Source organism: Paraburkholderia sp. EG304 (assembly GCF_046543485.1).
In the GTDB taxonomy this organism is placed as follows: domain Bacteria; phylum Pseudomonadota; class Gammaproteobacteria; order Burkholderiales; family Burkholderiaceae; genus Paraburkholderia; species Paraburkholderia youngii.
Map to the genome: position 1 here is coordinate 26019 of NZ_JBKGUA010000008.1, position 22326 is coordinate 48344.

A 22326-nucleotide genomic window follows, 5' to 3' on the forward strand; every position below is an offset into this window, starting at 1 on the left:
GCTTCGATGCGCGCGACGGCACGATAGGCGTCGCGGGCTCGGGGCCAAAAACGACCGGGGCATTATCGACCCGGAGCGCGGCTCGCGTAAACCCGCTCACAGCCGTCCCAATTGTGAAATGCGCGCGCGTGGGTGTAGCGCTGCTCGCGCCGTGCGGTGCCGATGCGCGCCGTTAGCGGCAAGCTCCCCGCACACTCGCCGCTACTTGCCCTCCGTTGCGCGCATTTGCTGCGCCTGCGTCTTGTAGTCGTAGGTCGGATAGAACTCGGTGTGATAACCGCCCCACGCGGTCGATTCGATCGCGCGGTTCACTTCGCGCAGCCGGCTCGCGGGCACGCGCAGCGTCACGACTTGTCCGATGCCCATCATCACGTACCACGACACGACTTCGATGCCGGGCGGCGGAAATGTCTTGAAGAAGCCCTGCTCGCGCAGTTGATCGTTGATCTTCGGCAGCGGCTTCGATTCGTCGTGGCGCAGGAAGATCGTCAGCAGGAAGGTGTCGTCGGCGGGAGCGGACGTTGGGGTCGCCGGGGTGGCCGCGATCGTGGCGGGGGGCGCCGCGTCGGCGGCGTGGGCGAGCGGCGCGATGGCCAACATTCCCAACGACACGGCGAGACCAGCGACTGTCGATGCAATGAGCATGAAACGCCTCCATCACGGATTGAACCGAGCTTCGATCACACGCCCGCGCAGCAATCCGCGCTCCAGCGTGAACGCATCACACGACGACGTAGCCGCGCTGTTCGAGCGTCCAGCGATGCCACCGGTTGCCATACGCGCCGCACGCGAACGCGAACACGATCGACAGCCCGAAGCCGATCAGATCGGCCGTCTCGCCCCACAGCCCGATGCCGAGCAGGATCACGTTGATGCCTAGCATCACGAAAGCGGCGAACCACATTCTTTTCGACAGCGCCCAGATGAAGCCGAGCAGGCACGCGCCCCAGCTGAAGCCGGTCGCGACCGCGATCGCGTCCTTGTGTTGCGGATGTTGCAGATAGATTCGTGCGTTCATGTCTTGCGAGGTTCCGTGCGATGACGCGGCGCGTCGATCGGTCGAGCACGCGCGCACCGCTTTTTAACATGCCGCGGCGACATCACGCGCATCGGCTGCATACGGCCGCTGCGCTGACGATCCGCGGCATAGCTGCTACCCTTGGCAGATCACGATCAAGAGCGGAGCACGCATGACCTCCCCGACAGCTTATTCCCCGAAAGCCCCTTCCCGCGCCGAGCTCGACTCGCTGCCCGGCGCCACCGTCGTCGAATTCGGCACCGACTGGTGCGGCTATTGCCAGGGTGCGCAGGCCTCGATCCGGCAGGCGCTCGCACCGCACGCGGGCGTGCGGCATCTGAAGATCGAGGACGGTCCCGGCCGCCCGCTCGGCCGCTCGTTCAAGGTTAAGCTTTGGCCGACGCTCGTGCTGATGCGCGACGGCGCCGAGGTCGCGCGCGTGGTGCGGCCACGCAGCGCCGAGGACATCGAGGACGCGTTCGCGTCGCTCTGAGATTCGAGCTCCATCATGCGCCAGGTCATCCATCATCTGCGTGTCCAGGCCCGTGGCCGCGGCCTGGTCGAATTTACCGACGACGCGCGCCGCTTCGTCGACGATACGGACATCCGTACCGGTCTGCTCACGGTATTTTGCCGGCACACGTCGGCGTCGCTGCTGATTCAGGAGAATGCCGATCCATCGGTGCGGCGCGATCTGCAGCGCTACTTCGAGACCCTCGCGCCCGAGGACGACACGCGCTACGAGCACGACACCGAAGGCCCCGACGATATGCCCGCGCATCTGCGCACGGCACTCACCCAGGTGCAGCTATCGGTGCCTGTCGAGCATGGAAGAATGGTGCTCGGCACATGGCAGGGGCTCTATCTGTTCGAACATCGGCGTCAGCCACAGCCGCGCGATATCGTGTTGCATCTGCTCGGCGAATAAAGTCCGCTTTCGCACCCACTCGTCACGCAAAGGAAACTGTCACCGGCACTTCTCCGCACACCGCATCGTACGGAGCCTACCCAAGGGAGCACACCTCATGGACACCCGTAGCGAGCTGCAAGCCACCGTCAAGGCGATGATTCAACCGGGCAAGGGTCTTCTCGCCGCCGACGAAAGCGGCCCGACCATCGCCAAACGCTTCAAGACGATCGGCCTCGAATCGACCGAAGAAAACCGTCGCGCGTATCGCAACCTGCTGCTGACGACACCCGGCCTCGGCGAGTTCGTGAGCGGCGTGATCCTCTACCAGGAAACGCTCGGCCAGAAAGCCGACGACGGCACGCCGTTCCCGCAAGTGGCCGCGGCGAACGGCATCGTGCCGGGCATCAAGGTGGACCTCGGCAAGGTGCCGCTCGCGCTCGCTCCGGGCGATGGAATTACCGAAGGCCTCGACGGTCTCGCCAAACGCTTCGTCGATTACAAGCGGCAAGGCGCGCGCTTCGCGAAGTGGCGCGCGGTCTACAACATCACCGCGAGCCTGCCGAGCCGGCTCGCGATCGAGGCGAACGCCGATTCGCTCGCGCGCTACGCGGCGATCAGCCAGGAAGCCGGCATCGTGCCGATCGTCGAACCCGAGGTGCTGATGGACGGCGATCACACGATCGAGCGTTGCGCGGAAGTGACCGAGGCCGTGTTGCACGAGGTGTTTCATGCGCTGCATCGGCATCGCGTTGTGCTCGAACATATCGTGCTGAAGCCGAGCATGGTGCTGGCTGGCTCCGAGCATGAGCAGCAGTCGAGCACCGCGCATATCGCGGCGGCGACCGTTCGCGTGCTGATGCGCACGGTGCCCTCTTCGGTGCCGGGTCTCGTGTTCCTGTCGGGCGGACAGTCGCCCGAGGAAGCTACCGCCAATCTCAGCGCGATGAACCGGCTCGGCGCGCTGCCGTGGAATCTGAGCTTCTCGTATGGGCGCGCGTTGCAGGAGCCGCCGCTGAATGCGTGGCGCGGCCAGCCAGGCAACGTGAAGCAAGCGCAGCAGGCGCTGCTCAAGCGCGCGCGTCTGAATGGCGCGGCCGCGCTCGGCAAGTACGACCCGTCGATGGAAAAGGATTGACCCGCCGGCGGGCGAAGCGCGAATCGCCCGTCAGCACGCTTCTGTACGAAACCGCAGGAGCCGACACGCCGGGGGACCGGCGCGCGGCTCCTGCCGTCCTTCTGCCTCGATACGCGGCGCTTACTGCCCCTTCGTATCGCTGCTCGCGTCGGCGCCCGGCATATTCGTCGAATCGGTCATGGGCTTTTTCGACTTCGAATGCTTCTTCATGTGATGGTGGGTCGCAGGCGTGGTCGTCGCCGCCGGGCCCGCATCGCCGCCCTCGCGCGACGAGGTCGCGGCGTTGGTGCTCGGGTCGGTGCCGGCCGGCCCGCCGCCGCCGCCGCCGGCGCCTTGCGCCATCGCGAGCGACGAAGCCGCGAGCAAGGTGGAAACGAGCACTGCGTGTCTGATCTTCATGGCGATTCTCCTTGGTGTCGAAACTGTCGAAAGGAAGTGGGCGCGCGACAGCCGCACGCGCAAACCTCGCACTCTTTTCAGCAAGGGCTGTGCCGCAGCACAGCACGACAGGAAAAGCTCATGCACGCAATGCGCGAACGGCGTGCCGCGGCTTCAGGTGCCGCACGCCACCAGCGCATGCAATTCGTCGATGTTGAACGGCTTCGCGAGTATCGCGATGCCGAGCCGACGCGCGCGGTCTAGTTCGTCGGCGTAACCGGTCATCAGCGCGATCTTCTGCGTCGGCCACGCGCTGCGGATCTTCTCCGCGAGGTCGATACCGTTCAGCTTGCCCGGCATCTGGATGTCCGACAGCACGAGCTCGAAGCGCTCGCCGGCGCTGAGCACGTCGAACGCCTGGTCGGCGGTCGGCTCGTGATGGACCTCGCAGCCGAAGGTTTCGAGCACCGCGGTCACGCCGGCCGCGACGTCCTCGTTGTCCTCGACGAGCAGCACGACCCCGGCCGCGGTCGGCTGCGGCTGGCGTGCATCGACGCCGGCCGTTGCCGCGCGCTCGCGATAGCGCGGCAAAAACATCCGTACCGTCGTGCCGCTGCCCAGCACGCTGTCGATCTTCGCGGTGCCGCCGGCCTGCTCGGACATCGACAGCACCTGGGCGAGCCCGAGGCCGGTGCCCGCGCCGCGCAGCTTGGTCGTGAAGAGCGGCTCGAACGCGCGCCGCGCGACCGATTCAGGCATCCCTTCGCCGTCGTCGGAACAGGCGATCAGCACGTACTCGCCGTCCGGCAGCAGCGTGTCGCTGCCGACCAGCCGATTGTTCTGGCAGCGGATCACGAAGCGTCCGCCGCGCGGCATCGCATCGCGCGCGTTCATCGCGATGTTCACGATCGCGAACTCGAGATCGGTCGGATCGACGAGCACCTGCCACAAGCCCTCCGGTATGCGCAGCGCCAGCTCGATCGTGTCGCCGAGCGCCGCGTTGATCAGCGGCACGGCGGCCGGCAGCCAGCGCGCAAGCTCGACGGGCTCCTGCTTCAGCGGCTGTTTGCGCGCGACGGTGAGCAGACGCCGTGTCAGCGCTTGGGCCGTGGCGGTGGCGCGCTCGACCGCATGCACTTCCTTCTCGAGATCGTTGTAATGCTTGAGCCGCGCGAGCTCGGTGTTGGCCGACACCACCATCAGCAGATTGTTGAAATCGTGCGCGACATTGGCGACCAGATTGCCGAGCGCGCCCATGCGCTGCAGTTGCCGGCTCGACGCCTCGGCCGACAGACGCATCGCGACCTCGCCCTGCCAGCGCTCCCACGCGCGCCGCTCCGCTTCGAGCTGGCGCAGCGAATACAGCACGAGCGCCCAGATCGCGATACAGGGCACCGCCGTCAGCGCCGCGATCAACAGAAAGTGCGTGCGCCACGCCGCCACGATCGACGACGTCGCGTACGCGCTCATCACATACAACGGGTAGTCGCCGACGCGGCGAAACGCGAGAAGCCGCTCGACGCCGTCGACGGTCGAATTCAGACGCACGTGGCCGAACAGCTGTTTGTCGCGCAACGCGGACATGAACGCGCTGTGCATCGACGGCCGCGCGCCGGCCGGCCATGGCGGATAGCGCACCAGCAGATTGCCGTCCTGCCGGTAGAGTGCGAGCGCGAGCGACGGATCGCCGTTGGTCAGTTCGTGATAGAAGCGCGAAAAATATTCGTTGCGCAGCGCGACCGTGACCGCGCCGAGAAACCGACCGTTCGCGTCCGAGCGGCCGATCGCGGTCGTGAAGACGTCGACCTTCGACAGTGCGCCGAACATCGGCAGCGAGAAATACGGCTGCGGACGCATCGCCTTCGCGGCGAGAAAATCGTCGCGCTGGCCGGTCTGCACCGCCGGCGCCGGGTACGCGAGGCTCGACGCGAGCAGCTCGCCGTTCACGCCGAGCAGCGCGATCGATGCCACCTGCGGAAAGTCGCCCCCAATACTCTGCAGACGCGCGTGGAGTTCGCGCTCGCGCGCACGGATCTGCGCATCGTCGGAATCGCCGAGCAGCTCGATCACGCGCGAGGCCATCTGCCGGTTCAGATCCAGCACCTTGACGGCCTGCTCCTGCGCCACGCGCGCGAGGCGGTCGATCATATCGTTCGCATCGGAGATCCTGCGCTGGTAGTCGAAGTAGCCATAGCCCGCGAGGCAGGCCAACGGAAACACGATCGACACGGCCAGCACGATCAGCAACATGCGCCGTGTCGCCGCGAAGTTGCGTGACGGCATCGGCACATCGACTGCGACACGTTCTGCACGCTGCACGCTCACCTGCTCCATCAAAGTTGCACACGGTCAGGGAAGGCATTGCCTGTGAATTCGCACGCCGCTGTTCGCGTGCTAATTCCCCTGCCTCGAAATTTACCGCAACTCGGCCTATCTTCCCAAGCGGGTTCGCTGCATCACTTCGCGAACCCGGACGGGCACAGCGATTGCTGCCTTATCGCTGCTTGATGGCAAGCCCACTTCCGTTCCTGCTCGCGACGCGCCTCGCTGCGCTGCGCGAGCCTTTCCATGCGCGAGGCCTCACCATGTCGACGACTGCCCGCCGCGTTGCGCGGCTATCGGAATTGCCGGCTGAGCGCGCGGTGCGCGTCACCGTGGACGACACGCCGATCCTGCTGGTGCGCGACGGCGACACCGTGCACGCGTACTCCCCGGATTGCCCGCATGCGGGGGGCCCGCTCGAAGAGGGTGCGCTGTGTCACGGTCGCATCATCTGTCCGTGGCACAAGGGCACCTTCGATGTCGCGACCGGCAACGTGCTGGAGCCGCCCCCGCTGCTGCCGCTCGATCGCTATCCGGTCACGCTCGATGGCGACGACGTGCTCGTGTCGGCGGAAAAAATCGCCGCGCCGGAAGCGGCGGCGCACACGCCCGCACTCGATACCGCCGCGCAACGCAAGCACTACGTGGTGATCGGCGCGGGTGCGGCCGGCGCTGCCGCCTGTGCAGCGTTGCGCGAGTTCGGCTTCGAAGGCCGCGTCACGCTGATCGGCGACGAAGCGCACGCGCCCTACGACCGCACCTCGCTGAGCAAATTCGTCCCCTCGTTCGAGATGCCACCCGCCGACGTGCCACCGCTGTTGCCGCCCGATTGGCTGCACGCGCACGGCATCGAACGGATCGTCGCGAAGGTCGCGCGGCTCGATGTGCCCGCGCGCACGATCCATTTCGAAGCCGGCGCGGGTAATGGCGGGCAGAGCATCGAGCCGCTCAAATACGACACCGCGCTGCTCGCCACCGGCAGCGTGCCGAAAGTGCCCGACATTCCCGGCTGCGAACTGGGCGGCGTGCATGTGCTGCGCCACCTCGACGATGCCGCCGCATTGATCGACGCGCTGGGCGACGATGCATCGCAAACCCGCGTCGCGATTCTGGGCAGCAGCTTCATCGGCCTCGAAGTCGCATCCGCGTTACGCAAGCACGGTGTGCCCGTCACCGTGATTTCGCACGACAAGGTGCCGTTCGTGAAGCAGTTCGGCGAGCGCGCGGGCCAGATGTTTCGCGCGCTGCACGAAAGCAATGGCGTGAAGTTTTATCTCGACGCCAAGGTCGCGTCGCTCGAGGGCGAGGAAGGCAACGTGCATACGGTAATGCTCGCGGACGGCGAAGCCATTGCCGCGGATGTCGTGCTGCTGGGCACGGGGGTTGCGCCGGCTACAGGGTTCGTCGAAGGACTGCCGTTGCAGAAGGACGGCGGCGTGGTGGTCAATGCCGGCATGAGCGCCGCGTGCGGTCTGTATGCGGCCGGCGATATCGCCGTGTTCTCGCTGCACGAGAACCAGGAGCCGCTGCGTATCGAACATTGGCGCGTCGCGCAGCAGCATGCGCGCATCGCCGCGCAGAACATGTGCGGCGTGCGTACCCGCTATGCGGACGTGCCGTTCTTCTGGACCTATCACTACGGCAAGAACTTCGAATACCTCGGTCACGCTAGCGAGTGGGATGAGATCGTCGTCGATGGCGACTTCGATCATCACCAGTTCATCGCGCTGTACGTGCGCGACGGCAACGTCGACGCGGTGTTCGCCTGCGAGCGCGAAGCGCTGACCGCGCGGCTTTCGGACGCGATGCGCGGCGGGCTGTCGCGCGCCGACGCGCTCGCGATCATCGGCGCGACGGCCGGCAGCGCGCCGCAAGCGGCGGCGTCGTGATCCATCGTTTTGCCGTTCAACCTGGAGGAAGGAGCCACCATGACGACACACAAGGAACAGCATCCGCACTCGGAAAAGAGCGAACAGCAGATCGACGAACAGGTCGAGGACAGCTTCCCGGCGAGCGACCCGCCTTCGACCGGCGGCACCACGAAGATCGAGCCGGAGCAGGACAAGGCAAAGACCGGGCACGACAAGCCCGCCGGTCAATAGGCGCGTGGCAGCGCGCTACGCGCTGCCCGTGCTTCCCGAGCGCCCGCGGCCTCGCGCATTGCGGTAATCACGGCGGCCGTGGGCGGCGTCTATTGCACTCCCCATTCTCAACCCACTGGAACGATGGAAACGACTCACCATGTCAGACGAGACCGGCTCGGCCAGCACCGGGAAGGAAGCATCCGGGCGCGATGGCCCGCACGGCGCTGCGCGCCGCGACGGCAACGACGCACGCGATGACGGGGGCAAACGCGGCAACGAGAAGAACAAGGACAACGGCAACGACGACGGCCAGCAGAAAAAGCCCGGCAAAAAGCCGCTGATCATTCTCGGCGCGGTCGTGATACTGATCGGCATCGTCGGCTTCGTCTGGTGGTTCGCGACCCGCAACGAAGTAACGACCGACGACGCCTACACCGACGGCAACGCAATCACGATGGCGCCGAAAGTCTCCGGCTACGTGGTGACGCTAGCGGTCGACGACAACCTGTTCGTGCACAAGGGCGACCTGCTGCTCGTAATCGACAAGCGAGACTACCAGGCACAGGTCGATCAGGCGAAGGCGCAGCTCGGTCTTGCGAAGGCGCAATTGAACGCCGCGCAGGTGCAGCTCGATATCGCGCGCGTGCAGTATCCCGCGCAGTACCGCCAGGCGAAGGCGCAGACCTCGTCGGCGGAAGCGAATCTGCGCGAGGCGCAAGCCGCCTGGCAGCGGCAGCACTCGGTCGATCCGCGCGCGACCACGCAGCAGAACGTCGATACCGCCGACGCGCAGCGCCAGTCGGCCGGCGCGAGCGTCGAGCAGGCGCGTGCGCAGCAGCGCACCGCGAGCCTCGTGCCGCAGCAGTTGCGGGAGGCCGAGGCCAGCGTCGACGAACGCCGCCAGCAGGTGCATCAGGCCGAGGCGCAGCTCGAACAGGCGCAGCTGAACCTGTCCTACTGCGAGGTGCGCGCGCCGTCGGATGGCTGGATCACGCGGCGCAACGTGCAGCTCGGCAGCTTCCTCACCGCGGGGGTGTCGCTGTTCTCGATCGTCACGCCGCAGGTGTGGATCACCGCGAACTTCAAGGAATCGCAGCTCGAACGCATGCGCCCCGGCGACAAGGTGAAGGTCGACGTCGACGCGTATCCGAAGCTCGAGCTGCGCGGCCATGTCGATAGCGTGCAACTCGGCAGCGGCTCGCGCTTCTCGGCGTTCCCCACCGAAAACGCGACCGGCAACTTCGTGAAGATCGTGCAACGCTTACCGGTCAAGATCGTCATCGACGAAGGTCTTCCGCGCGATCATCCGCTCGGGCTCGGCTTGTCGGTCACGCCGAAGGTGTACCTGAAATGACGGCGTCCGATGCCGCGCCGGGCGACGCATCGTCGAACTGGATGCCATCCGCGAATCCGTGGCTGATCGCGATCGTCGTGACGCTCGCGGCGTTCATGGAAGTGCTCGACACGACCATCGTCAACGTCGCGCTGCCGCATATCGCGGGCACGATGTCCGCGAGCTACGACGAAGCGACGTGGACGCTGACCTCGTATCTGGTCGCCAACGGCATCGTGCTGCCGCTCTCGGGTTTCTTCGGGCGGTTGCTCGGCCGCAAGCGCTATTTCCTCGTCTGCATCGTTGCGTTTACCGTCTGCTCGTTTCTGTGCGGCATCGCGACCGATCTGTGGCAGCTGATCATCTTCCGCTGTTTGCAGGGCTTTTTCGGCGGCGGACTGCAACCGAACCAGCAGTCGATCATCCTCGACACGTTCCCGCCGCAGCAGCGCGGCCGCGCGTTCTCGATCTCGGCGGTCGCGATCGTCGTCGCGCCGGTGCTGGGGCCGACGCTCGGCGGCTGGATCACCGACAACTTTTCGTGGCGCTGGGTGTTCCTCGTGAACGTGCCGTTCGGCGTGCTGACTTCGCTCGCGGTGATGCAGCTGGTCGAGGACCCGCCGTGGAAACGCAAGGGCGACCTGCGCGTGTCGGTGGATTACGTGGGCATCCTGCTGATCGCGATCGGCCTCGGCTGCCTGCAGGTGATGCTCGATCGCGGCGAGGACGACGACTGGTTTTCATCGAACTTCATTCGCGCGTTCACGGTGCTCGCGGTATCGGGCATCGTCGGCGCGACCTACTGGCTGCTGTACACGAAGAAGCCGGTCGTCGACCTGCGCTGTCTGAAGGACCGCAACTTCGCGCTCGGCTGCGTGACGATCGCCGCGTTCGCGACGATGCTCTATGGCAGCGCGGTGCTCGTGCCGCAGCTCGCGCAGCAGCAGCTCGGCTATACGGCGATGCTCGCGGGCCTCGTGCTATCGCCGGGCGCGGTGCTGATCACGATGGAAATTCCGCTGATCAGCAAAATGATGCCGCACGTGCAGACGCGTTTTCTGGTGGCGACCGGCTTCGGGCTGCTCGCGTGCGCGCTCGCGTATACGCACACGCTGACGCCGGACATCGACTACTTCACGCTAGTGAAGATGCGCAGCGCGCAGTCGCTCGCGATCGGCTTCCTGTTCGTGCCGATCACGACGCTCGCGCATCTGACGGTGCCGCCGCGACTCAACGACGACGCGTCCGCGCTGTTCACGATGTTCCGCAACGTCGCGGGTTCGATCGGCATCTCGCTGTCGACCGCGATGGTTCGCGAGCGCACGCAGGCGCGCATGGCGCATCTGTCGGAGTTCATGTCGCCGCTCTCGCAGAACTACGACGATACCTTGCAACGCAATGCGCAAAGGATCGCGGATATGAATGGCATGCCGCTTTCGCAGGCGCTGCAAACCGCCAACGGCCATCTGTACACCACGTACATCTCGCAGGCGACGTTCCTCGCCTATGTCGACGTGTTCGCGTTCCTCGCGATTTTCTGCACGCTTTGCATCCCGATCACGATTTTCTTTTCACCGGTCAAGGCGTCTGGCGGCGGAGGACATTGAAGTGAAGCTTCGTTCGAAGCGCGGCGTTTTCGATTCCGCTGCGGGTTTCATCGCGTGTTTCGTCATCGGCATGCCCGCGCTGCTGCTCGCGTCCTGCACGGTAGGCCCCGACTTTCATGCGCCGCACGCCGACGTGCCGGCGCAGTGGCACGATACCGAGCGCACCGCTGCGAGCGAGGCGACCGCAAGCGGCGCATCATCCGCAACGGCGGCTAAAGTCGCTTCCGTGCCGACGCTCGACACCGATCCCGACCCGCGCTGGTGGCGCAGCTTCAACGATCCGACGCTCGACGCGCTGATCGCCCGCGCCGCGCTCGGCAACCTGGACTTGCAGCAGGCTGTGCTGCGCATCGTCGAAGCGCGCACCCAGGTGCAAGCGGCGGCCGCGCAAGGTTTGCCGAATCTGCGCGCGACCGGCAGCTATCAGCGCGAGCAGCTCGGCCTCAAAGGCTTTCTGGAGGAGAACGGCGCGTTCGATAAGGTCGATCAGCTCGGCGCGCCGAATTCGCCGGTCAATGCGATCGCACCGGGCGCGGGGGCCGCGCTGCAAAACGGCGCGAACAACCTGCTCGATCAGCTCACCGCGCCGGTCAATCTGTGGCAGGTCGGCTTCGACGCGACCTGGGAGCTCGATCTGTTCGGCCGCGTGCGTCGCTCGGTCGAGGCCGCGAACGCGCAAACCGAGGCCGCCTACGAAAGCCGCAACGACGCGTTGCTATCGCTCGAAGCCGAGGTCGCGCAGACCTATATGCAGTTGCGCGGCGCGCAGACCTTGCACGACATCGCGGTGAGCCTCGTCGAGCAGCAAGGCGAGACCGTCGCGTTGACGGAGAACCAGGCGAAGGTCGGACTCGCGAGCCAGCTCGATGTGCAAAGCGCCCGCGCCCAGCTCGCGCAAACCAAAACGCAGTTGCCGCAATTCGATCAGCAGATTGCCCAGGCGCTGAACGCGCTCGCGTATCTGATCGGTGAGCCGCCCGGCGCGCTCGAAGCGCAGCTGAGCACGCCGCAGACCGTGCCGCCGGTGCCGCCCGTCGTGCCGGTAGGCTTGCCGTCGACGCTCGCGCGGCGCCGGCCCGACATCCGCCGCGCCGAGGCGAACCTGCATGCGGCGACCGCGAGTGTTGGCGTCGCGGTCGCGCAGTTCTATCCGGACGTATCGCTGACCGGCCAGGCCGGCATGCGCGCGACGAATGCGCGCGATCTCGCGCGCTGGTCGCACCTGTTCTATTCGTTCGGACCCACCGTGTCGCAACCGATTTTCCAGGGCGGCGCGCTGGTCGCCAATCTGCGCATGTCGAAGGCCCAGCAGGCGGAGGCCGCGCTCGATTACCGCAAAACCGTGCTGACGGCGCTGCGGGACATCGACAACGCGCTCGTCGTCTATCGCACCGATCAGGCGCGGCGCGATGCGCTCGCCGACAGCGTCAGCGCGCAGCAGACCTCGTTCGATCTGTCGCGCGACAGCTATCGAAAGGGGCTCACGAGTTTCATCAACGTGCTCGACGCGCAGCGGCAGCTCGCGCAGGCACGCGAGCAATACGCTCAAGGCACGACCCAGGTCAGCACCGATCTGGTGGCGCTCTACAAGGCGCTAGGCGGGGGCTGGCAGAGCGATGCGGATGCGGCGGGGGCAACCGGCGCGGCGGCGCCGCCAGGCAGTGGCGGATAAGCGGCCGCGATGCAGCGGTGCCGCAAGGTCGCAAGGCCGCAAGGCTTCAGCCATGCTCGAACTGCGGCTCCGCAATCTCCGTTCGCGTCGCATCGAGATGACGGCATGCGGCTAGCATCTGCTGCAACGACGTCACCGCGCAATCCGCTTCCAGCGACTCTTGCTGTTCCGCGCTCCACTGCTGCGTATCCTCGGGTGCCCAAAGGCCGACCACGATCGACACGTTCGGCAGGCGCGCGCGGATGCGCCGGATAAGATTGCGCAGATGCGACGGAATGCCGTCGATCTGCAGATACAGAAGGCAGACGATGCCGACGTCGTCTGCCTCGAGGCGATCGATCGATGCGCGCGACACCGCCTCGTGCGGCAGCGAACGCGCCGCGAAGCCGTGCTTGCCGAGCAACTGCAGCAGGATGACCGTCGCGAGCGCGTCGAGCGGACCACGGCCCGGCAGGCACAACACGCGGCTCGTCGGCGCATGCCACGCGAATACGGGCTCTACGACGGACGGTTCGCCGCCCGGCTCCTGCCGCGGGCCGTGGCTCTGTTCCGGCGTGAGCGTCGCGGTGCTCACGCCACTGATCGCCGCGTCGACCGATCGTGGCATCGCCCGAGCGGTCTGCGTTTCGTCGGAGGGCGCGAGCGGCCCCGCCGCGCCCCAGTTCGGCTGTGTTGGGAGCGGTGCGGGCTCGCGATCCTCGTAGCCGTCGAGGCCGTCGACCAGCTCGTTGGTCGTCGATTCGATGCGCGCGAGTTGTGCGCTCGTCACGCTGCCGCTCGTTACGTCGCTGGCCGCGAGCCGCAAGCCCTTGATTGCGACTTCGTCGTAATAGGCCGACAACGAGCGATCACGCAGCAGCACTTCGGCCTGCTCGATCGGTTCATCCGGATCGCCGGCGAGCGCGCGTTGATAGAAGTTTTCGACCGGCGTCAGCGGCGGCTGATCGCCGAGCAGCACGTCGAGAAACTCCAGACGCCGCACATGCCGGCCGAGCACCATCAGACACAGCGTCAACGGTGTCGACAGGATCAGGCCGATGGGCCCCCAGATCCAGCTCCAGAAGATCGCCGCGACCACCACCGAAAACGGCGACAGGCCCGTGCTGCGCCCATACAGCAACGGCTCGACCACCTGCCCCACTGCGAGTTCGGCGACCACGAACAGCACCAGCGACCAGATCGCCATCTCCCAGCCGGGACTGACCGCGGCCGCGAGCGCGGTGGGCAGTATCGCGGCGATCCAGATGCCGACGTAGGGCACGAGCCGCAGCAGCGCCGCGAGAATGCCCCACAGGATCGGGCTAGGCACGCCGATGAGAAACAGCCCCGCGCCGATCACGACGCCGACGCCGGTGTTCACGCCGAGCTGAGACACGAAGTAGCGGCTCAGGCGCCGCGCGGTCTCGTCCATCACCGTGGTCGTGCGATGCAGGTCGCGCGAGCCGAACAGCCGGATCGCGCGATCGCGCAGGTCGTCGCGTTGCAGCAGGATCACGATCGTGACGACGAAAACGATGAACGCGGTTTCCAATGGACTGATGGCCGGCGACAGCACGCGTCGCGCGAGCTCGAACGGCGTCGGCACCGGCTCGCGCACTTCCACCGGCACGGCCGTCGATGCCTGCGGGCTCGCCGCGGCCGCCGCGCCGTTCGGCGCTCGTAATTGTGGCGGCTCGATCGTCGTGCGCTGCAACGCCTGCCCTGCCTCGCTCGCGAACCGGTTCAGCTTGCCGATCGTCAGGCTGTGCACGGTATCGAGCTTGTGATGGATGGTCGCCTGATAACGCGGCATGCCGGCGGCGAGATCGGTCAACTGTGTGGCGATCACCGCGCACAACAGCGCGATCACCGACACCGTGATCAGCACCGCCGCGCACACCGACGCGACATGGCCGAGTTTGAGCCGGGCCAGTGCATCGGCGAGTGGCGCGACGAGAAAGCTCAACAGGATCGCGAGCGTGATCGGAATCATCACCGCGCTCGCGAAGTACAGGCATGCGACCGCGATCACCGCGACGACGAACGTGACGAGGCCCTCGATACCGAATGCGGCGCTCGCCGCCTGAATGCGCGCGGCGGGGCTCGTGGCGCGCGGCTCGGGTGTGTCGTTCATCTCGTTGAAGAAGATCGGGCATGGGAAAGCGGTCCCTGAGCCGCGCCGCGATGCGCCGGCTCAGAGTCTAGTTACTTGTGAAGGCCAAGTAACGCCTATTTCATCGTGTCGCCCGACACCGGCCCGCTCTCGACCGGTGGTGCCTCCTTCTCGATCTCACTGCGCGCCTGCTCCCAGTATTGCTCGGGCCTGCCCTTCGGCTCGGCCGCCTGCTCCCACAGATAGTAGGCGCGCATGCGGATCTGCTCGTCGACGCTCGGTTCCTGTTCCATTTGTTCACCCCAGCCTGGCTGTTTGCGTTCGCGCGTCTATCGTCGCGAAGATCGGAGACGCGTGCGTGTCGTCGACAACAGAGGGAGCAAACCTTGTACCCGGGCTGCGGCCCGCTTGTACCACGGAGTGCGACGGAACTGGCGTCGCTCGCTCACCCGGACTAGCCTGGCGATGAGTCGCCTTCGTCGGAAGTCAACTGCTCTTCGAGACGGTCGAACACGCGCTGCGTCGCGCGGCTCGGCGCTTCGAGCGCGAACAGCAGCAGCGAGCGGCCCGTCACCTGGTAGGCGTCGCCCGCGCTGAATTGCGGCAGCTCGGCGCGCACCGGCATGTTGGTGTCGACGAGGCAGGTCCAGCGCTCGCCCTCGGGAATGTCGGGCAGCGTGAAGTTGACGACGTCGTGATGCGCGTTCAGCACCAGCAGCAAGGTCGCGTCGGACGCGAGACGGCGAATGCCGCTCGCTTGCGCGCGGCCGTCGATCACGAGGCCGAAGCAGCGCATCGCCGGATCGGCCCATTGCTCGTCCGTGATGTCGGTGCCGTCCGGCGATAGCCAGCGCGTGTCGGTCACGTCGAGCGTCTCGTTGTATTCGCCGGTCAGAAACCGGCCGCGCCGCAGCACCGGCAAGCGGTGGCGCAGCGTGGTCAGCTTGCGCACGAACTCGGTCAGCGCGCGGCCGTCGTCATCGATCGCATCCCAATCGACCCAGCTGATCTCGTTGTCCTGGCAATACGCATTGTTGTTGCCCTGCTGCGTGCGGCCGAATTCGTCGCCGGCGAGGATCATCGGCGTGCCCTGCGAGAGCAGCAGCGTCGCGAGCAGATTGCGCTTCTGGCGCTCGCGTTGCTGGCGGATGTCGGGGTCGTCGGTGGGTCCTTCGGCGCCCATGTTCCACGACCGGTTGTCCGCGTGGCCGTCGCGATTGTCCTCGCCGTTTGCGTCGTTGTGCTTGTCGTTGTACGAGACCAGATCGTTCAGCGTGAAGCCGTCGTGCGCGGCGATGAAGTTCACGCTCGCCCACGGCCGCCGGCCGCGGTGATTGAACTTGTCGCCCGACGCGGTGATGCGTGTTGCGAGATCCGCGGCGGTGCTCTCGTCGCCCTTCCAGTACGCGCGCACGGTGTCGCGGAAGCGATCGTTCCATTCGGCCCAGCCCGGCGGAAAACCGCCCACCTGATAGCCGCCGGGGCCGCAATCCCAAGGCTCGGCGATCAGCCGGATGCTGGAGAGCACCGGGTCCTGGCGGCAGCTGTCGAGAAAGCCGCCGCCTTCGTCGAAGCCGTGATCTTCGCGGCCGAGGATCGTCGCGAGATCGAAGCGGAAGCCGTCCACTTTCATTTCGGTGACCCAGTAGCGCAGACTGTCGGTCACCATCTGCAGCACGCGCGGATGCGAGAGGTTCAAGGTATTGCCGGTGCCGGTGTCGTTGATGTAGTAGCGGGGCTCGTCGGGCATCAGCCGGTAGTACGACGCGTTGTCGATGCCCTTGAACGAGATCGTCGGGCCGCGTTCGTTGCCTTCGGCCGTGTGGTTGTACACGACGTCGAGTATCACTTCGAGATCGGCCTGGTGAAAGCGGTCGACCATCTCCTTGAACTCGCCGACCGATTCGGTCGACGACGCGAAGAAACGCGGATCGGCCGCGAAAAAGCCGATCGTGTTGTAGCCCCAGTAGTTCGTCAGCCCTTTGTCGAGCAGATGTTTGTCGTTGACGAAGGTCTGGATCGGCATCAGTTCGACCGTGGTCACGCCGAGGCTGCGGATATGGTCGAGCACCGGCTGCTGCGCGAGACCCGCGAATGTGCCGCGCAAACGCTCGGGCACTCGCGGATGACGTTTCGTATAGCCGCGCACATGCGTCTCGTACAGAATCACGCGCTCCCACGGCAGCGCGTTACGCTCCGGATGACTCCACGAAAAATTCGCGTCGACCACCTTGCATTTCGGCACGAAGGGCGCGCTGTCGCGCTCATCGAATGACAGGTCGAGCTCTTCCGAATCGAGCGTATAGCCGAAAATTTCCGGCGCCCATTTCAGCTCGCCGATGTGCGCCTTCGCATACGGATCGAGCAGCAGCTTGTTCGGGTTGAAGCGATGCCCGTTCTGGGGCTCGTACGGACCATGCACGCGATATCCATAGACGGCACCCGGTTTCAGATTCGGTACGAACACATGCCATACCTCGTCGGTGTACTCGGGCAGTTCGATGCGTTCGAGTTCGTGCTGGCCGGATTCGTCGAACAGACACAGTTCGACTTTCGTCGCGTGCGCGGAGAACAGGGCGAAGTTGACGCCGCTGCCGTTCCATGTCGCGCCGAGCGGGAAAGGCGCGCCTTCGGAAATGCGCGTCGAGTAGCTGGCTGGGGATGACATAGATGGTCTCAGTGGATGCAAGGAAGGTTGGTATCTCGGGGGCATGCATGTGCTTTTTTTCAACTGCCTTTCCACCTGTTCCGGGCTGCTCTCTATTCAAGTGTAGGCATTCGGGGCGAACGCGCCGGACAATGCACAGCGCGCACCCAGCAGGCGAGTTCAGATAGCAACTTATGGGCCTGATTGGCTCCCCTTCCCTCAGATCAAAGTCGCGGCATGAGATTTGCAGCACAGCGGCAAGGCGCACGCGTTCCGCGCCATCGAAAAGCCACGACAGCAATCAGGGAGAACACAGATGATGCGCAACACGCAGATCAAACCGCTGGCCGCTTCCGCATCGCTTCTCGCCGCCATTACGCTGATTTCCGCGTTCGGCACATGCGGCAGCGCGTTCGCGCAAGGCGCGCCGCAGGCGATCACCGAAAAACGCACCGACGTCGTGCAGCTCGCGAGCGGCTATCGCGCGTCGAAGCTGTCGGGCGCGGACGTGTACAACCGCAACAAGGACAACATCGGCACGCTCGACGATCTGATCGTTTCGCCAGGCACCGAGCGCACCACTTACGCGATCCTGTCGGTCGGCGGCTTTCTCGGCCTGGGCAAGCATCTGGTCGCCGTGCCGTTCAACGATCTGCAGATCGACAACCGGCGTGTCGTGCTGCCCGATGGGACGAAGAAATCGCTCGAGGCGTTGCCGGAGTTCAAGTACGCGGATTGAGCGCGGCGTTGCCGCGTCGCATCGATCGACGCGGCAACGGGCCGTCAGCCGAGCAGCTTGTCGGGCGTAATCGGCAAATCGCGGATGCGTTTGCCGGTCGCATGCCAGATCGCGTTGCAGACCGCTGCGGCCACGCCCACCACGCCGATTTCTCCGACGCCTTTGACGCCGAGCGGATTGACGATGTCGTCGCGCTCGTCGACGAACAGCACGTCGATTTCGTGAATGTCGGCGTTCACGGGCATGTGGTATTCGGCGAGGTTGTGATTCATCTGCCGTCCGAGCACGTGATCGAACTGGCCGTGCTCGTGCAGCGCCATGCTGATGCCCCACACGACGCCGCCCGCGACCTGATTGCCCGCCGTCTTCGGATTGACGATGCGCCCCGCCGCGACCGCGCTGAGCACGCGCGTCACGCGCACGGTGCCGAGCGCTTCGTCGACGCGCACTTCCGCGAACACCGCCGAATACGTGCCCATCGAATACGCCTGCTGCTTGACGTGCGGCTGCACGCTCGCCTGCTCTTCGAGTTCATCGAGGCCCGCGCGTTCGAGCAGCGTCGCGATCGCAATCGAGTCGTCCGCGTGCGGGCCGCACACGAGCCGGTTGCGCTCGCGCCGCACTGCTTCGCGCTCCACCGACGCGAAGCGCGCACCGCCATGTTCGCGCGCGAGTTCGACGAGACGATTGTGCAGGCGCGTACAGGCCGCATCGACTGCGCTGCCCACTGACGACACCGTCCACGATCCGCCCTCGATCGGCGCCTTCGGCAACCGCGTATCGCCGAGTTCGAAGCTGACGTCCGCGAGCGGCACGCCGAGCGCATCGGCGGCGATCTGCGTCATCGCGGTGTAGGTGCCGGTGCCGATATCGGAGGTCGAACTCGACACTCTGACGCGGCCATCGGGCGTCAGCACCGCGCGGGCGGCCGCTTTGTTCTGCATCGCGTCCCACGCACCGGTCGCCATCCCCCAGCCGATCAACTCGTTGCCTTCGCGGCGTGCGCGCGGTTCGAGCGGCCGCCCCGCCCAGCCGAAGCGCGCCGCGCCTTCGCGATAGCAGTCGCGCAGCGCCTTGCTCGAAAACGGCAGGTTCTTGTTCGCGTCGCGCTCCGCATAGTTGACGAGCCGCAATTCGAGCGGGTCCATCCGCAATGCCTCAGCGAGCTCGTCCATCGCGACTTCGAGCGGAAAGAGCCCCTGGGTCGCGCCGGGCGCGCGCATGTCGGCCGGCGTCGGCACGTCGAGCTTCGCGACCTTGTAGCCCATCGACACGTTGTCGCATCGATACAGCTGCCCGGCCCAGTTGACCACGACGTCGCAGAACTCCTCGTAGCGTGAGGTTTCCGACACCGCCTCGTGAATCACCGCCTGCAGGCGGCCATCCGCCGACGCGCCGAGCGCGACGCGTTGCACCGATTGCGGCCGATGCGCGAAGGTGAACATCTGCTGCCGGGTCAGCGTGACGCGCACGGGTTTCTTCAGTTCGCGCGCCGCCATCACCGCGAGCGCCAGATGATATTGCGGCCGCAAGCCGGAGCCGAACGCGCCGCCGACGAACGGCGACACCACCTGCACTTCGTCGTCTTGCAACCCGAACACGCGCTTCAGATAGCCCTTCGTATTGACGACGCCCTGAGTCTTCTCATAGACGGTCAAGTGTCCTTGCGCATCGGGCACCACGGTACAGCCGTGCATTTCCATCGGATTGTGGTATTCCGCGGGCGTCGTGTAGAAGGCGTCTACGCGCACCCTGGCGTCGGCCAACGCTTTGCGCGGCTCGCCGCGCTCGGGCGGCGGCGGATCGAAGCCGCCTTTCTCCGCTGACGGCGGCACGGCGCTCATCAACGCCGCTTCGATATCGGTCTGATGAGATGCGGCCTCGTAGCGCACCCGCACCAGCGACGCCGCGTAGCGCGCGAGTTCGAGCGACTGCGCGACCACCAGCGCGACGGGCTGCCCGCTATACCACACGCGCTCGTCCCACAGCGGCCTCAATGGCGTGCCGGCCGGCGCGATCATGTCCTTGAACGCATCGACATCCGACGGCAGCGCCGGGCGCTTGCGATGCGTGAGCACGAGCAGCACACCGGGTAGCGCCTCGGCGGCCGAGGTATCGATCGACACGATCTTGCCCGTCGCGATGGTGCCCGACACGACGACGCCATACACGAGCCCTTCGGCGCAGAACTCGGCCGCATATTGCGCGGCGCCGGTCACTTTGGCGGGCCCGTCGACACGCGAATGCGGCACGCCGATCGCGGGCTTCGGGCTGCCTGTCGATGGCAAGGTTTCGGCACGGTTCATCGCGCGGCCTCCTCGAACGAACGTTGTGTAGCCTCGCCGAAGGCGCGCACGATCACGCGCGCCGCGAGTTCGATCTTGAACGCGTTGTCGCGCTGAGCGCGCGCATCGCGGAGCAGCGCCGCCGAGAAATCGCGCACGGTCCGCGCGTTCAGCGTCGCGCCGCGCAGTGCGGCTTCGGCGGCGGGATCTCGCCACGGCTTGTGCGCGACGCCGCCGAGCGCGCAACGCGCGTCGACGATACGCGAGTCGTCATCGAGTTCGACACCGACCGCGGCCGACACCAGCGCGAACGCATACGAAGCGCGGTCGCGCACCTTCACGTACGCGTGATGCACGGCAAAGCCTTGCGCCGGCAATTCGATCGCGGTCACGAGTTCGTCGTCGCGCAGGTTGGTATCGATGTGCGGCGTGTCGCCGGGCAACCTGTGAAAATCCGCGAACGGCAGCGTGCGTGCGCCGTCGTTGCCGATCAGATGCACGGTGGCGCCGAGTGCCGCCAACGCCACGCACATATCTGACGGATGCACCGCGATGCAGTGTTCGCTCGCGCCGAGGATCGCGTGAATGCGGTTCACGCCGTGCAGCGCCGGACAGCCGCTGCCTGGTTCGCGTTTGTTGCACGGCGTGCCCACGTCGTAGAAGTAGTAGCAGCGCGTGCGTTGCAGCAGATTGCCGCCGACCGTCGCGACATTGCGAATCTGCGGCGACGCGCCGGCCAGGATCGCTTTCGCGAGCAGCGGGTAGCGCGTTGCGACGGTATCGTCATACGCGAGCGCGCTGTTCGTTACCAGCGCGCCGATCATCAGGCCGCCTTGCGCCGACGCTTCGATCCGCCTGAGCGGCAAACGGTTGATGTCGACGAGCAAAGCCGGCCGCGCCACATCTTCGCGCAACAGGTCGACGAGATTCGTGCCGCCCGCGATGAACGCGGCGGCCTTGTCCGAACGATGCCGTTCGAGCGCATCCTGCACCGCATCGGCGCGCGTGTATGAGAAGCGGTTCATGGCCGCGCTCCGCGCTGATCGCCGACCGGACTGTCGTGCGGTGCATCCTCGTCGCCGAAATGCGCCACGTCGAGAATCGCGGCGACGATATTCGTGTACGCGCCGCAGCGGCACAGATTGCCGCTCATCTGCTCGCGCACGTCGTCCGCGCAGTGCGCATGGCCTTCTTCGAGCATCGCGTACGCCGAGCAGATTTGCCCCGGCGTACAGTAGCCGCACTGGAACGCGTCATGTTCGATGAACGCCTGCTGCAATGGATGCAACGTATCGCCGTTCGCGAGACCTTCGATCGTCGTGATCGATGCACCGTCGTACACGACCGCGAGCGCAAGGCAGGTATTGATCCGCTGACCATTGACGAGCGCGGTGCACGCGCCGCATTGGCCGTGATCGCAGCCCTTCTTGGTGCCGGTGAGGTGCGCATGCTCGCGCAGCAGATCGAGCAGCGAGGTCCACGCTTGAACGTCGAAGTGCCGCGTCTCGCCGTTGATATCGAACGTCAATGCATGCGACGCGGGCGCGTCGGCCTGCGCGGCTTCAGCATCGGGGGTAGCCATCGGATTTCCTCCTCACAAGGCGTCGCGCAAGCAACGCGGCGCGCGACGAAACTCCATGCAACTCGAACCCATGCAAAACGGCGGCAGCGCGCGAGCGCGATGCCGCCGCGGCCTCCGGCGCGTCGCGACGCAGCCCGCCGCGCGCGGCTGAACGCTTATTGCCCCGCCGCGCTACCCGCGCGCGGCGGCGTCGCGCCTTTGAAGCGCTTGTTGGTGGCGCGGCCATTGCCGCCGCCGGCGACACCATTGGTCGCGCCCCCCGACTCGCCCACATTGCCGTTCGCGTCGTTCGTGCTGGTCGTATCCGGCGTGCGCGATTCTTCCAGACTTGCGCCCGGTTTTGCGGCGGACTTGCCGTGTTGCGTAGACGGATTGGAACCGGTCTGCGCGAAGCCCGCCTGCGCAAACCCTAGCGCAAGGCAGCCCGACACGAGCGCGGCACCCAGTTTGACGGATACATCGATCTTCATGTCACTCTCCCTTATGACGTTATGGAAACCACTGCGAGAAGCTGCTGCGCGG

The 22326-nt window shown here is 66.0% G+C and carries 20 protein-coding genes; 9 read left to right on the top strand and 11 right to left on the bottom strand.

The features are described from left to right. Positions 1 to 201: 201 nt before the first annotated feature. Both ACLFKU_RS12020 and ACLFKU_RS12025 read right to left on the bottom strand, forming a co-directional pair. Complete coding sequence (locus tag ACLFKU_RS12020; RefSeq protein WP_410849226.1) at positions 202 to 645, bottom strand: hypothetical protein; 444 nt, start codon at positions 643 to 645, stop codon at positions 202 to 204. A 76-nt stretch (positions 646 to 721) separates the two neighbouring features. Continuing rightward, positions 722 to 1018, bottom strand: a complete 297-nt coding sequence (locus ACLFKU_RS12025) for a DUF2628 domain-containing protein (RefSeq protein WP_368583585.1) — start codon at positions 1016 to 1018, stop codon at positions 722 to 724. 172 nt (positions 1019 to 1190) lie between these two features. On the opposite strand from ACLFKU_RS12025, the gene ACLFKU_RS12030 reads away from it, so the two are divergent. The 3 genes from ACLFKU_RS12030 to ACLFKU_RS12040 all read left to right on the top strand — a co-directional run bounded on the left by ACLFKU_RS12030 (position 1191) and on the right by ACLFKU_RS12040 (position 3063). Beyond that, on the top strand, positions 1191 to 1511 hold the full coding sequence (locus tag ACLFKU_RS12030; RefSeq protein WP_368583586.1) for a thioredoxin family protein: 321 nt from the start codon (positions 1191 to 1193) through the stop codon (positions 1509 to 1511). Between the two features lie 15 nt (positions 1512 to 1526). Continuing rightward, positions 1527 to 1946: a secondary thiamine-phosphate synthase enzyme YjbQ gene (locus tag ACLFKU_RS12035; RefSeq protein WP_368583587.1), complete on the top strand. Its 420-nt coding sequence runs from the start codon at positions 1527 to 1529 to the stop codon at positions 1944 to 1946. A gap of 97 nt (positions 1947 to 2043) precedes the next feature. Further along, complete coding sequence (locus ACLFKU_RS12040; protein WP_410849227.1) at positions 2044 to 3063, top strand: class I fructose-bisphosphate aldolase; 1020 nt, start codon at positions 2044 to 2046, stop codon at positions 3061 to 3063. A 120-nt stretch (positions 3064 to 3183) separates the two neighbouring features. Here the strand turns inward: ACLFKU_RS12040 and ACLFKU_RS12045 are convergent, their stop codons facing one another. Beyond that, positions 3184 to 3462, bottom strand: a complete 279-nt coding sequence (locus ACLFKU_RS12045) for a hypothetical protein (RefSeq protein WP_368583589.1) — start codon at positions 3460 to 3462, stop codon at positions 3184 to 3186. Between the two features lie 153 nt (positions 3463 to 3615). After that, complete coding sequence (locus ACLFKU_RS12050; RefSeq protein ID WP_410842460.1) at positions 3616 to 5760, bottom strand: response regulator; 2145 nt, start codon at positions 5758 to 5760, stop codon at positions 3616 to 3618. Between the two features lie 266 nt (positions 5761 to 6026). Between ACLFKU_RS12050 and ACLFKU_RS12055 the strand changes: the two genes are divergently transcribed. The 5 genes from ACLFKU_RS12055 to ACLFKU_RS12075 all read left to right on the top strand — a co-directional run bounded on the left by ACLFKU_RS12055 (position 6027) and on the right by ACLFKU_RS12075 (position 12459). Then, complete coding sequence (locus tag ACLFKU_RS12055; protein ID WP_368583673.1) at positions 6027 to 7652, top strand: FAD-dependent oxidoreductase; 1626 nt, start codon at positions 6027 to 6029, stop codon at positions 7650 to 7652. 39 nt (positions 7653 to 7691) lie between these two features. Next, positions 7692 to 7865 (top strand): hypothetical protein, encoded by a 174-nt coding sequence (locus ACLFKU_RS12060; protein ID WP_184227466.1) that lies wholly within the window; start codon positions 7692 to 7694, stop codon positions 7863 to 7865. A gap of 139 nt (positions 7866 to 8004) precedes the next feature. After that, positions 8005 to 9201: an HlyD family secretion protein gene (locus tag ACLFKU_RS12065; protein WP_410849228.1), complete on the top strand. Its 1197-nt coding sequence runs from the start codon at positions 8005 to 8007 to the stop codon at positions 9199 to 9201. After that, positions 9198 to 10787, top strand: coding sequence for a DHA2 family efflux MFS transporter permease subunit (locus ACLFKU_RS12070; RefSeq protein WP_410849229.1), 1590 nt, complete (start codon positions 9198 to 9200; stop codon positions 10785 to 10787). Before ACLFKU_RS12065 ends, ACLFKU_RS12070 begins: the two co-directional genes overlap by 4 nt. 70 nt (positions 10788 to 10857) lie before the next feature. After that, on the top strand, positions 10858 to 12459 hold the full coding sequence (locus ACLFKU_RS12075; protein ID WP_410849358.1) for an efflux transporter outer membrane subunit: 1602 nt from the start codon (positions 10858 to 10860) through the stop codon (positions 12457 to 12459). 46 nt (positions 12460 to 12505) lie between these two features. Here the strand turns inward: ACLFKU_RS12075 and ACLFKU_RS12080 are convergent, their stop codons facing one another. The 3 genes from ACLFKU_RS12080 to glgX form a co-directional block, all read right to left on the bottom strand. Further along, positions 12506 to 14572, bottom strand: coding sequence for an AI-2E family transporter (locus ACLFKU_RS12080; RefSeq protein WP_410849230.1), 2067 nt, complete (start codon positions 14570 to 14572; stop codon positions 12506 to 12508). A 95-nt stretch (positions 14573 to 14667) separates the two neighbouring features. Next, positions 14668 to 14844: a DUF2934 domain-containing protein gene (locus ACLFKU_RS12085; RefSeq protein ID WP_368583594.1), complete on the bottom strand. Its 177-nt coding sequence runs from the start codon at positions 14842 to 14844 to the stop codon at positions 14668 to 14670. 161 nt (positions 14845 to 15005) lie between these two features. Further along, positions 15006 to 17219: a glycogen debranching protein GlgX gene (glgX, locus tag ACLFKU_RS12090; RefSeq protein WP_410849231.1), complete on the bottom strand. Its 2214-nt coding sequence runs from the start codon at positions 17217 to 17219 to the stop codon at positions 15006 to 15008. Positions 17220 to 17514: 295 nt separating this feature from the next. Between glgX and ACLFKU_RS12095 the strand changes: the two genes are divergently transcribed. Continuing rightward, positions 17515 to 17937, top strand: coding sequence for a PRC-barrel domain-containing protein (locus ACLFKU_RS12095; RefSeq protein WP_368583596.1), 423 nt, complete (start codon positions 17515 to 17517; stop codon positions 17935 to 17937). A 44-nt stretch (positions 17938 to 17981) separates the two neighbouring features. Here the strand turns inward: ACLFKU_RS12095 and ACLFKU_RS12100 are convergent, their stop codons facing one another. The 4 genes from ACLFKU_RS12100 to ACLFKU_RS12115 form a co-directional block, all read right to left on the bottom strand. After that, positions 17982 to 20243, bottom strand: a complete 2262-nt coding sequence (locus tag ACLFKU_RS12100) for a xanthine dehydrogenase family protein molybdopterin-binding subunit (RefSeq protein WP_410849232.1) — start codon at positions 20241 to 20243, stop codon at positions 17982 to 17984. Continuing rightward, on the bottom strand, positions 20240 to 21247 hold the full coding sequence (locus ACLFKU_RS12105) for an FAD binding domain-containing protein (protein WP_410849233.1): 1008 nt from the start codon (positions 21245 to 21247) through the stop codon (positions 20240 to 20242). The genes ACLFKU_RS12100 and ACLFKU_RS12105 overlap by 4 nt, the downstream gene beginning before the upstream one ends. Next, the gene (locus tag ACLFKU_RS12110) at positions 21244 to 21804 is read right to left on the bottom strand and encodes a (2Fe-2S)-binding protein (RefSeq protein WP_410849234.1); all 561 of its coding nucleotides are present in this window, start codon (positions 21802 to 21804) and stop codon (positions 21244 to 21246) included. Before ACLFKU_RS12110 ends, ACLFKU_RS12105 begins: the two co-directional genes overlap by 4 nt. 155 nt (positions 21805 to 21959) lie before the next feature. Then, a complete protein-coding gene (locus tag ACLFKU_RS12115; protein WP_368583600.1) occupies positions 21960 to 22274 on the bottom strand; it encodes a hypothetical protein in 315 nt (104 codons plus the stop codon). Between the last annotated feature and the right edge of the window lie 52 nt (positions 22275 to 22326).

Bases quoted from the DNA above. Each gene is read 5' to 3' on its own strand.
- ACLFKU_RS12020 (WP_410849226.1), bottom strand. From the start codon at position 645: ATGCTCATTGCATCGACAGTCGCTGGTCTCGCCGTGTCGTTGGGAATG.
- ACLFKU_RS12025 (WP_368583585.1), bottom strand. From the start codon at position 1,018: ATGAACGCACGAATCTATCTGCAACATCCGCAACACAAGGACGCGATC.
- ACLFKU_RS12030 (WP_368583586.1), top strand. From the start codon at position 1,191: ATGACCTCCCCGACAGCTTATTCCCCGAAAGCCCCTTCCCGCGCCGAG.
- ACLFKU_RS12035 (WP_368583587.1), top strand. From the start codon at position 1,527: ATGCGCCAGGTCATCCATCATCTGCGTGTCCAGGCCCGTGGCCGCGGC.
- ACLFKU_RS12040 (WP_410849227.1), top strand. From the start codon at position 2,044: ATGGACACCCGTAGCGAGCTGCAAGCCACCGTCAAGGCGATGATTCAA.
- ACLFKU_RS12045 (WP_368583589.1), bottom strand. From the start codon at position 3,462: ATGAAGATCAGACACGCAGTGCTCGTTTCCACCTTGCTCGCGGCTTCG.
- ACLFKU_RS12055 (WP_368583673.1), top strand. From the start codon at position 6,027: ATGTCGACGACTGCCCGCCGCGTTGCGCGGCTATCGGAATTGCCGGCT.
- ACLFKU_RS12060 (WP_184227466.1), top strand. From the start codon at position 7,692: ATGACGACACACAAGGAACAGCATCCGCACTCGGAAAAGAGCGAACAG.
- ACLFKU_RS12065 (WP_410849228.1), top strand. From the start codon at position 8,005: ATGTCAGACGAGACCGGCTCGGCCAGCACCGGGAAGGAAGCATCCGGG.
- ACLFKU_RS12070 (WP_410849229.1), top strand. From the start codon at position 9,198: ATGACGGCGTCCGATGCCGCGCCGGGCGACGCATCGTCGAACTGGATG.
- ACLFKU_RS12075 (WP_410849358.1), top strand. From the start codon at position 10,858: ATGCCCGCGCTGCTGCTCGCGTCCTGCACGGTAGGCCCCGACTTTCAT.
- ACLFKU_RS12080 (WP_410849230.1), bottom strand. From the start codon at position 14,572: ATGAACGACACACCCGAGCCGCGCGCCACGAGCCCCGCCGCGCGCATT.
- ACLFKU_RS12085 (WP_368583594.1), bottom strand. From the start codon at position 14,844: ATGGAACAGGAACCGAGCGTCGACGAGCAGATCCGCATGCGCGCCTAC.
- glgX (WP_410849231.1), bottom strand. From the start codon at position 17,219: ATGTCATCCCCAGCCAGCTACTCGACGCGCATTTCCGAAGGCGCGCCT.
- ACLFKU_RS12095 (WP_368583596.1), top strand. From the start codon at position 17,515: ATGATGCGCAACACGCAGATCAAACCGCTGGCCGCTTCCGCATCGCTT.
- ACLFKU_RS12100 (WP_410849232.1), bottom strand. From the start codon at position 20,243: ATGAACCGTGCCGAAACCTTGCCATCGACAGGCAGCCCGAAGCCCGCG.
- ACLFKU_RS12105 (WP_410849233.1), bottom strand. From the start codon at position 21,247: ATGAACCGCTTCTCATACACGCGCGCCGATGCGGTGCAGGATGCGCTC.
- ACLFKU_RS12110 (WP_410849234.1), bottom strand. From the start codon at position 21,804: ATGGCTACCCCCGATGCTGAAGCCGCGCAGGCCGACGCGCCCGCGTCG.
- ACLFKU_RS12115 (WP_368583600.1), bottom strand. From the start codon at position 22,274: ATGAAGATCGATGTATCCGTCAAACTGGGTGCCGCGCTCGTGTCGGGC.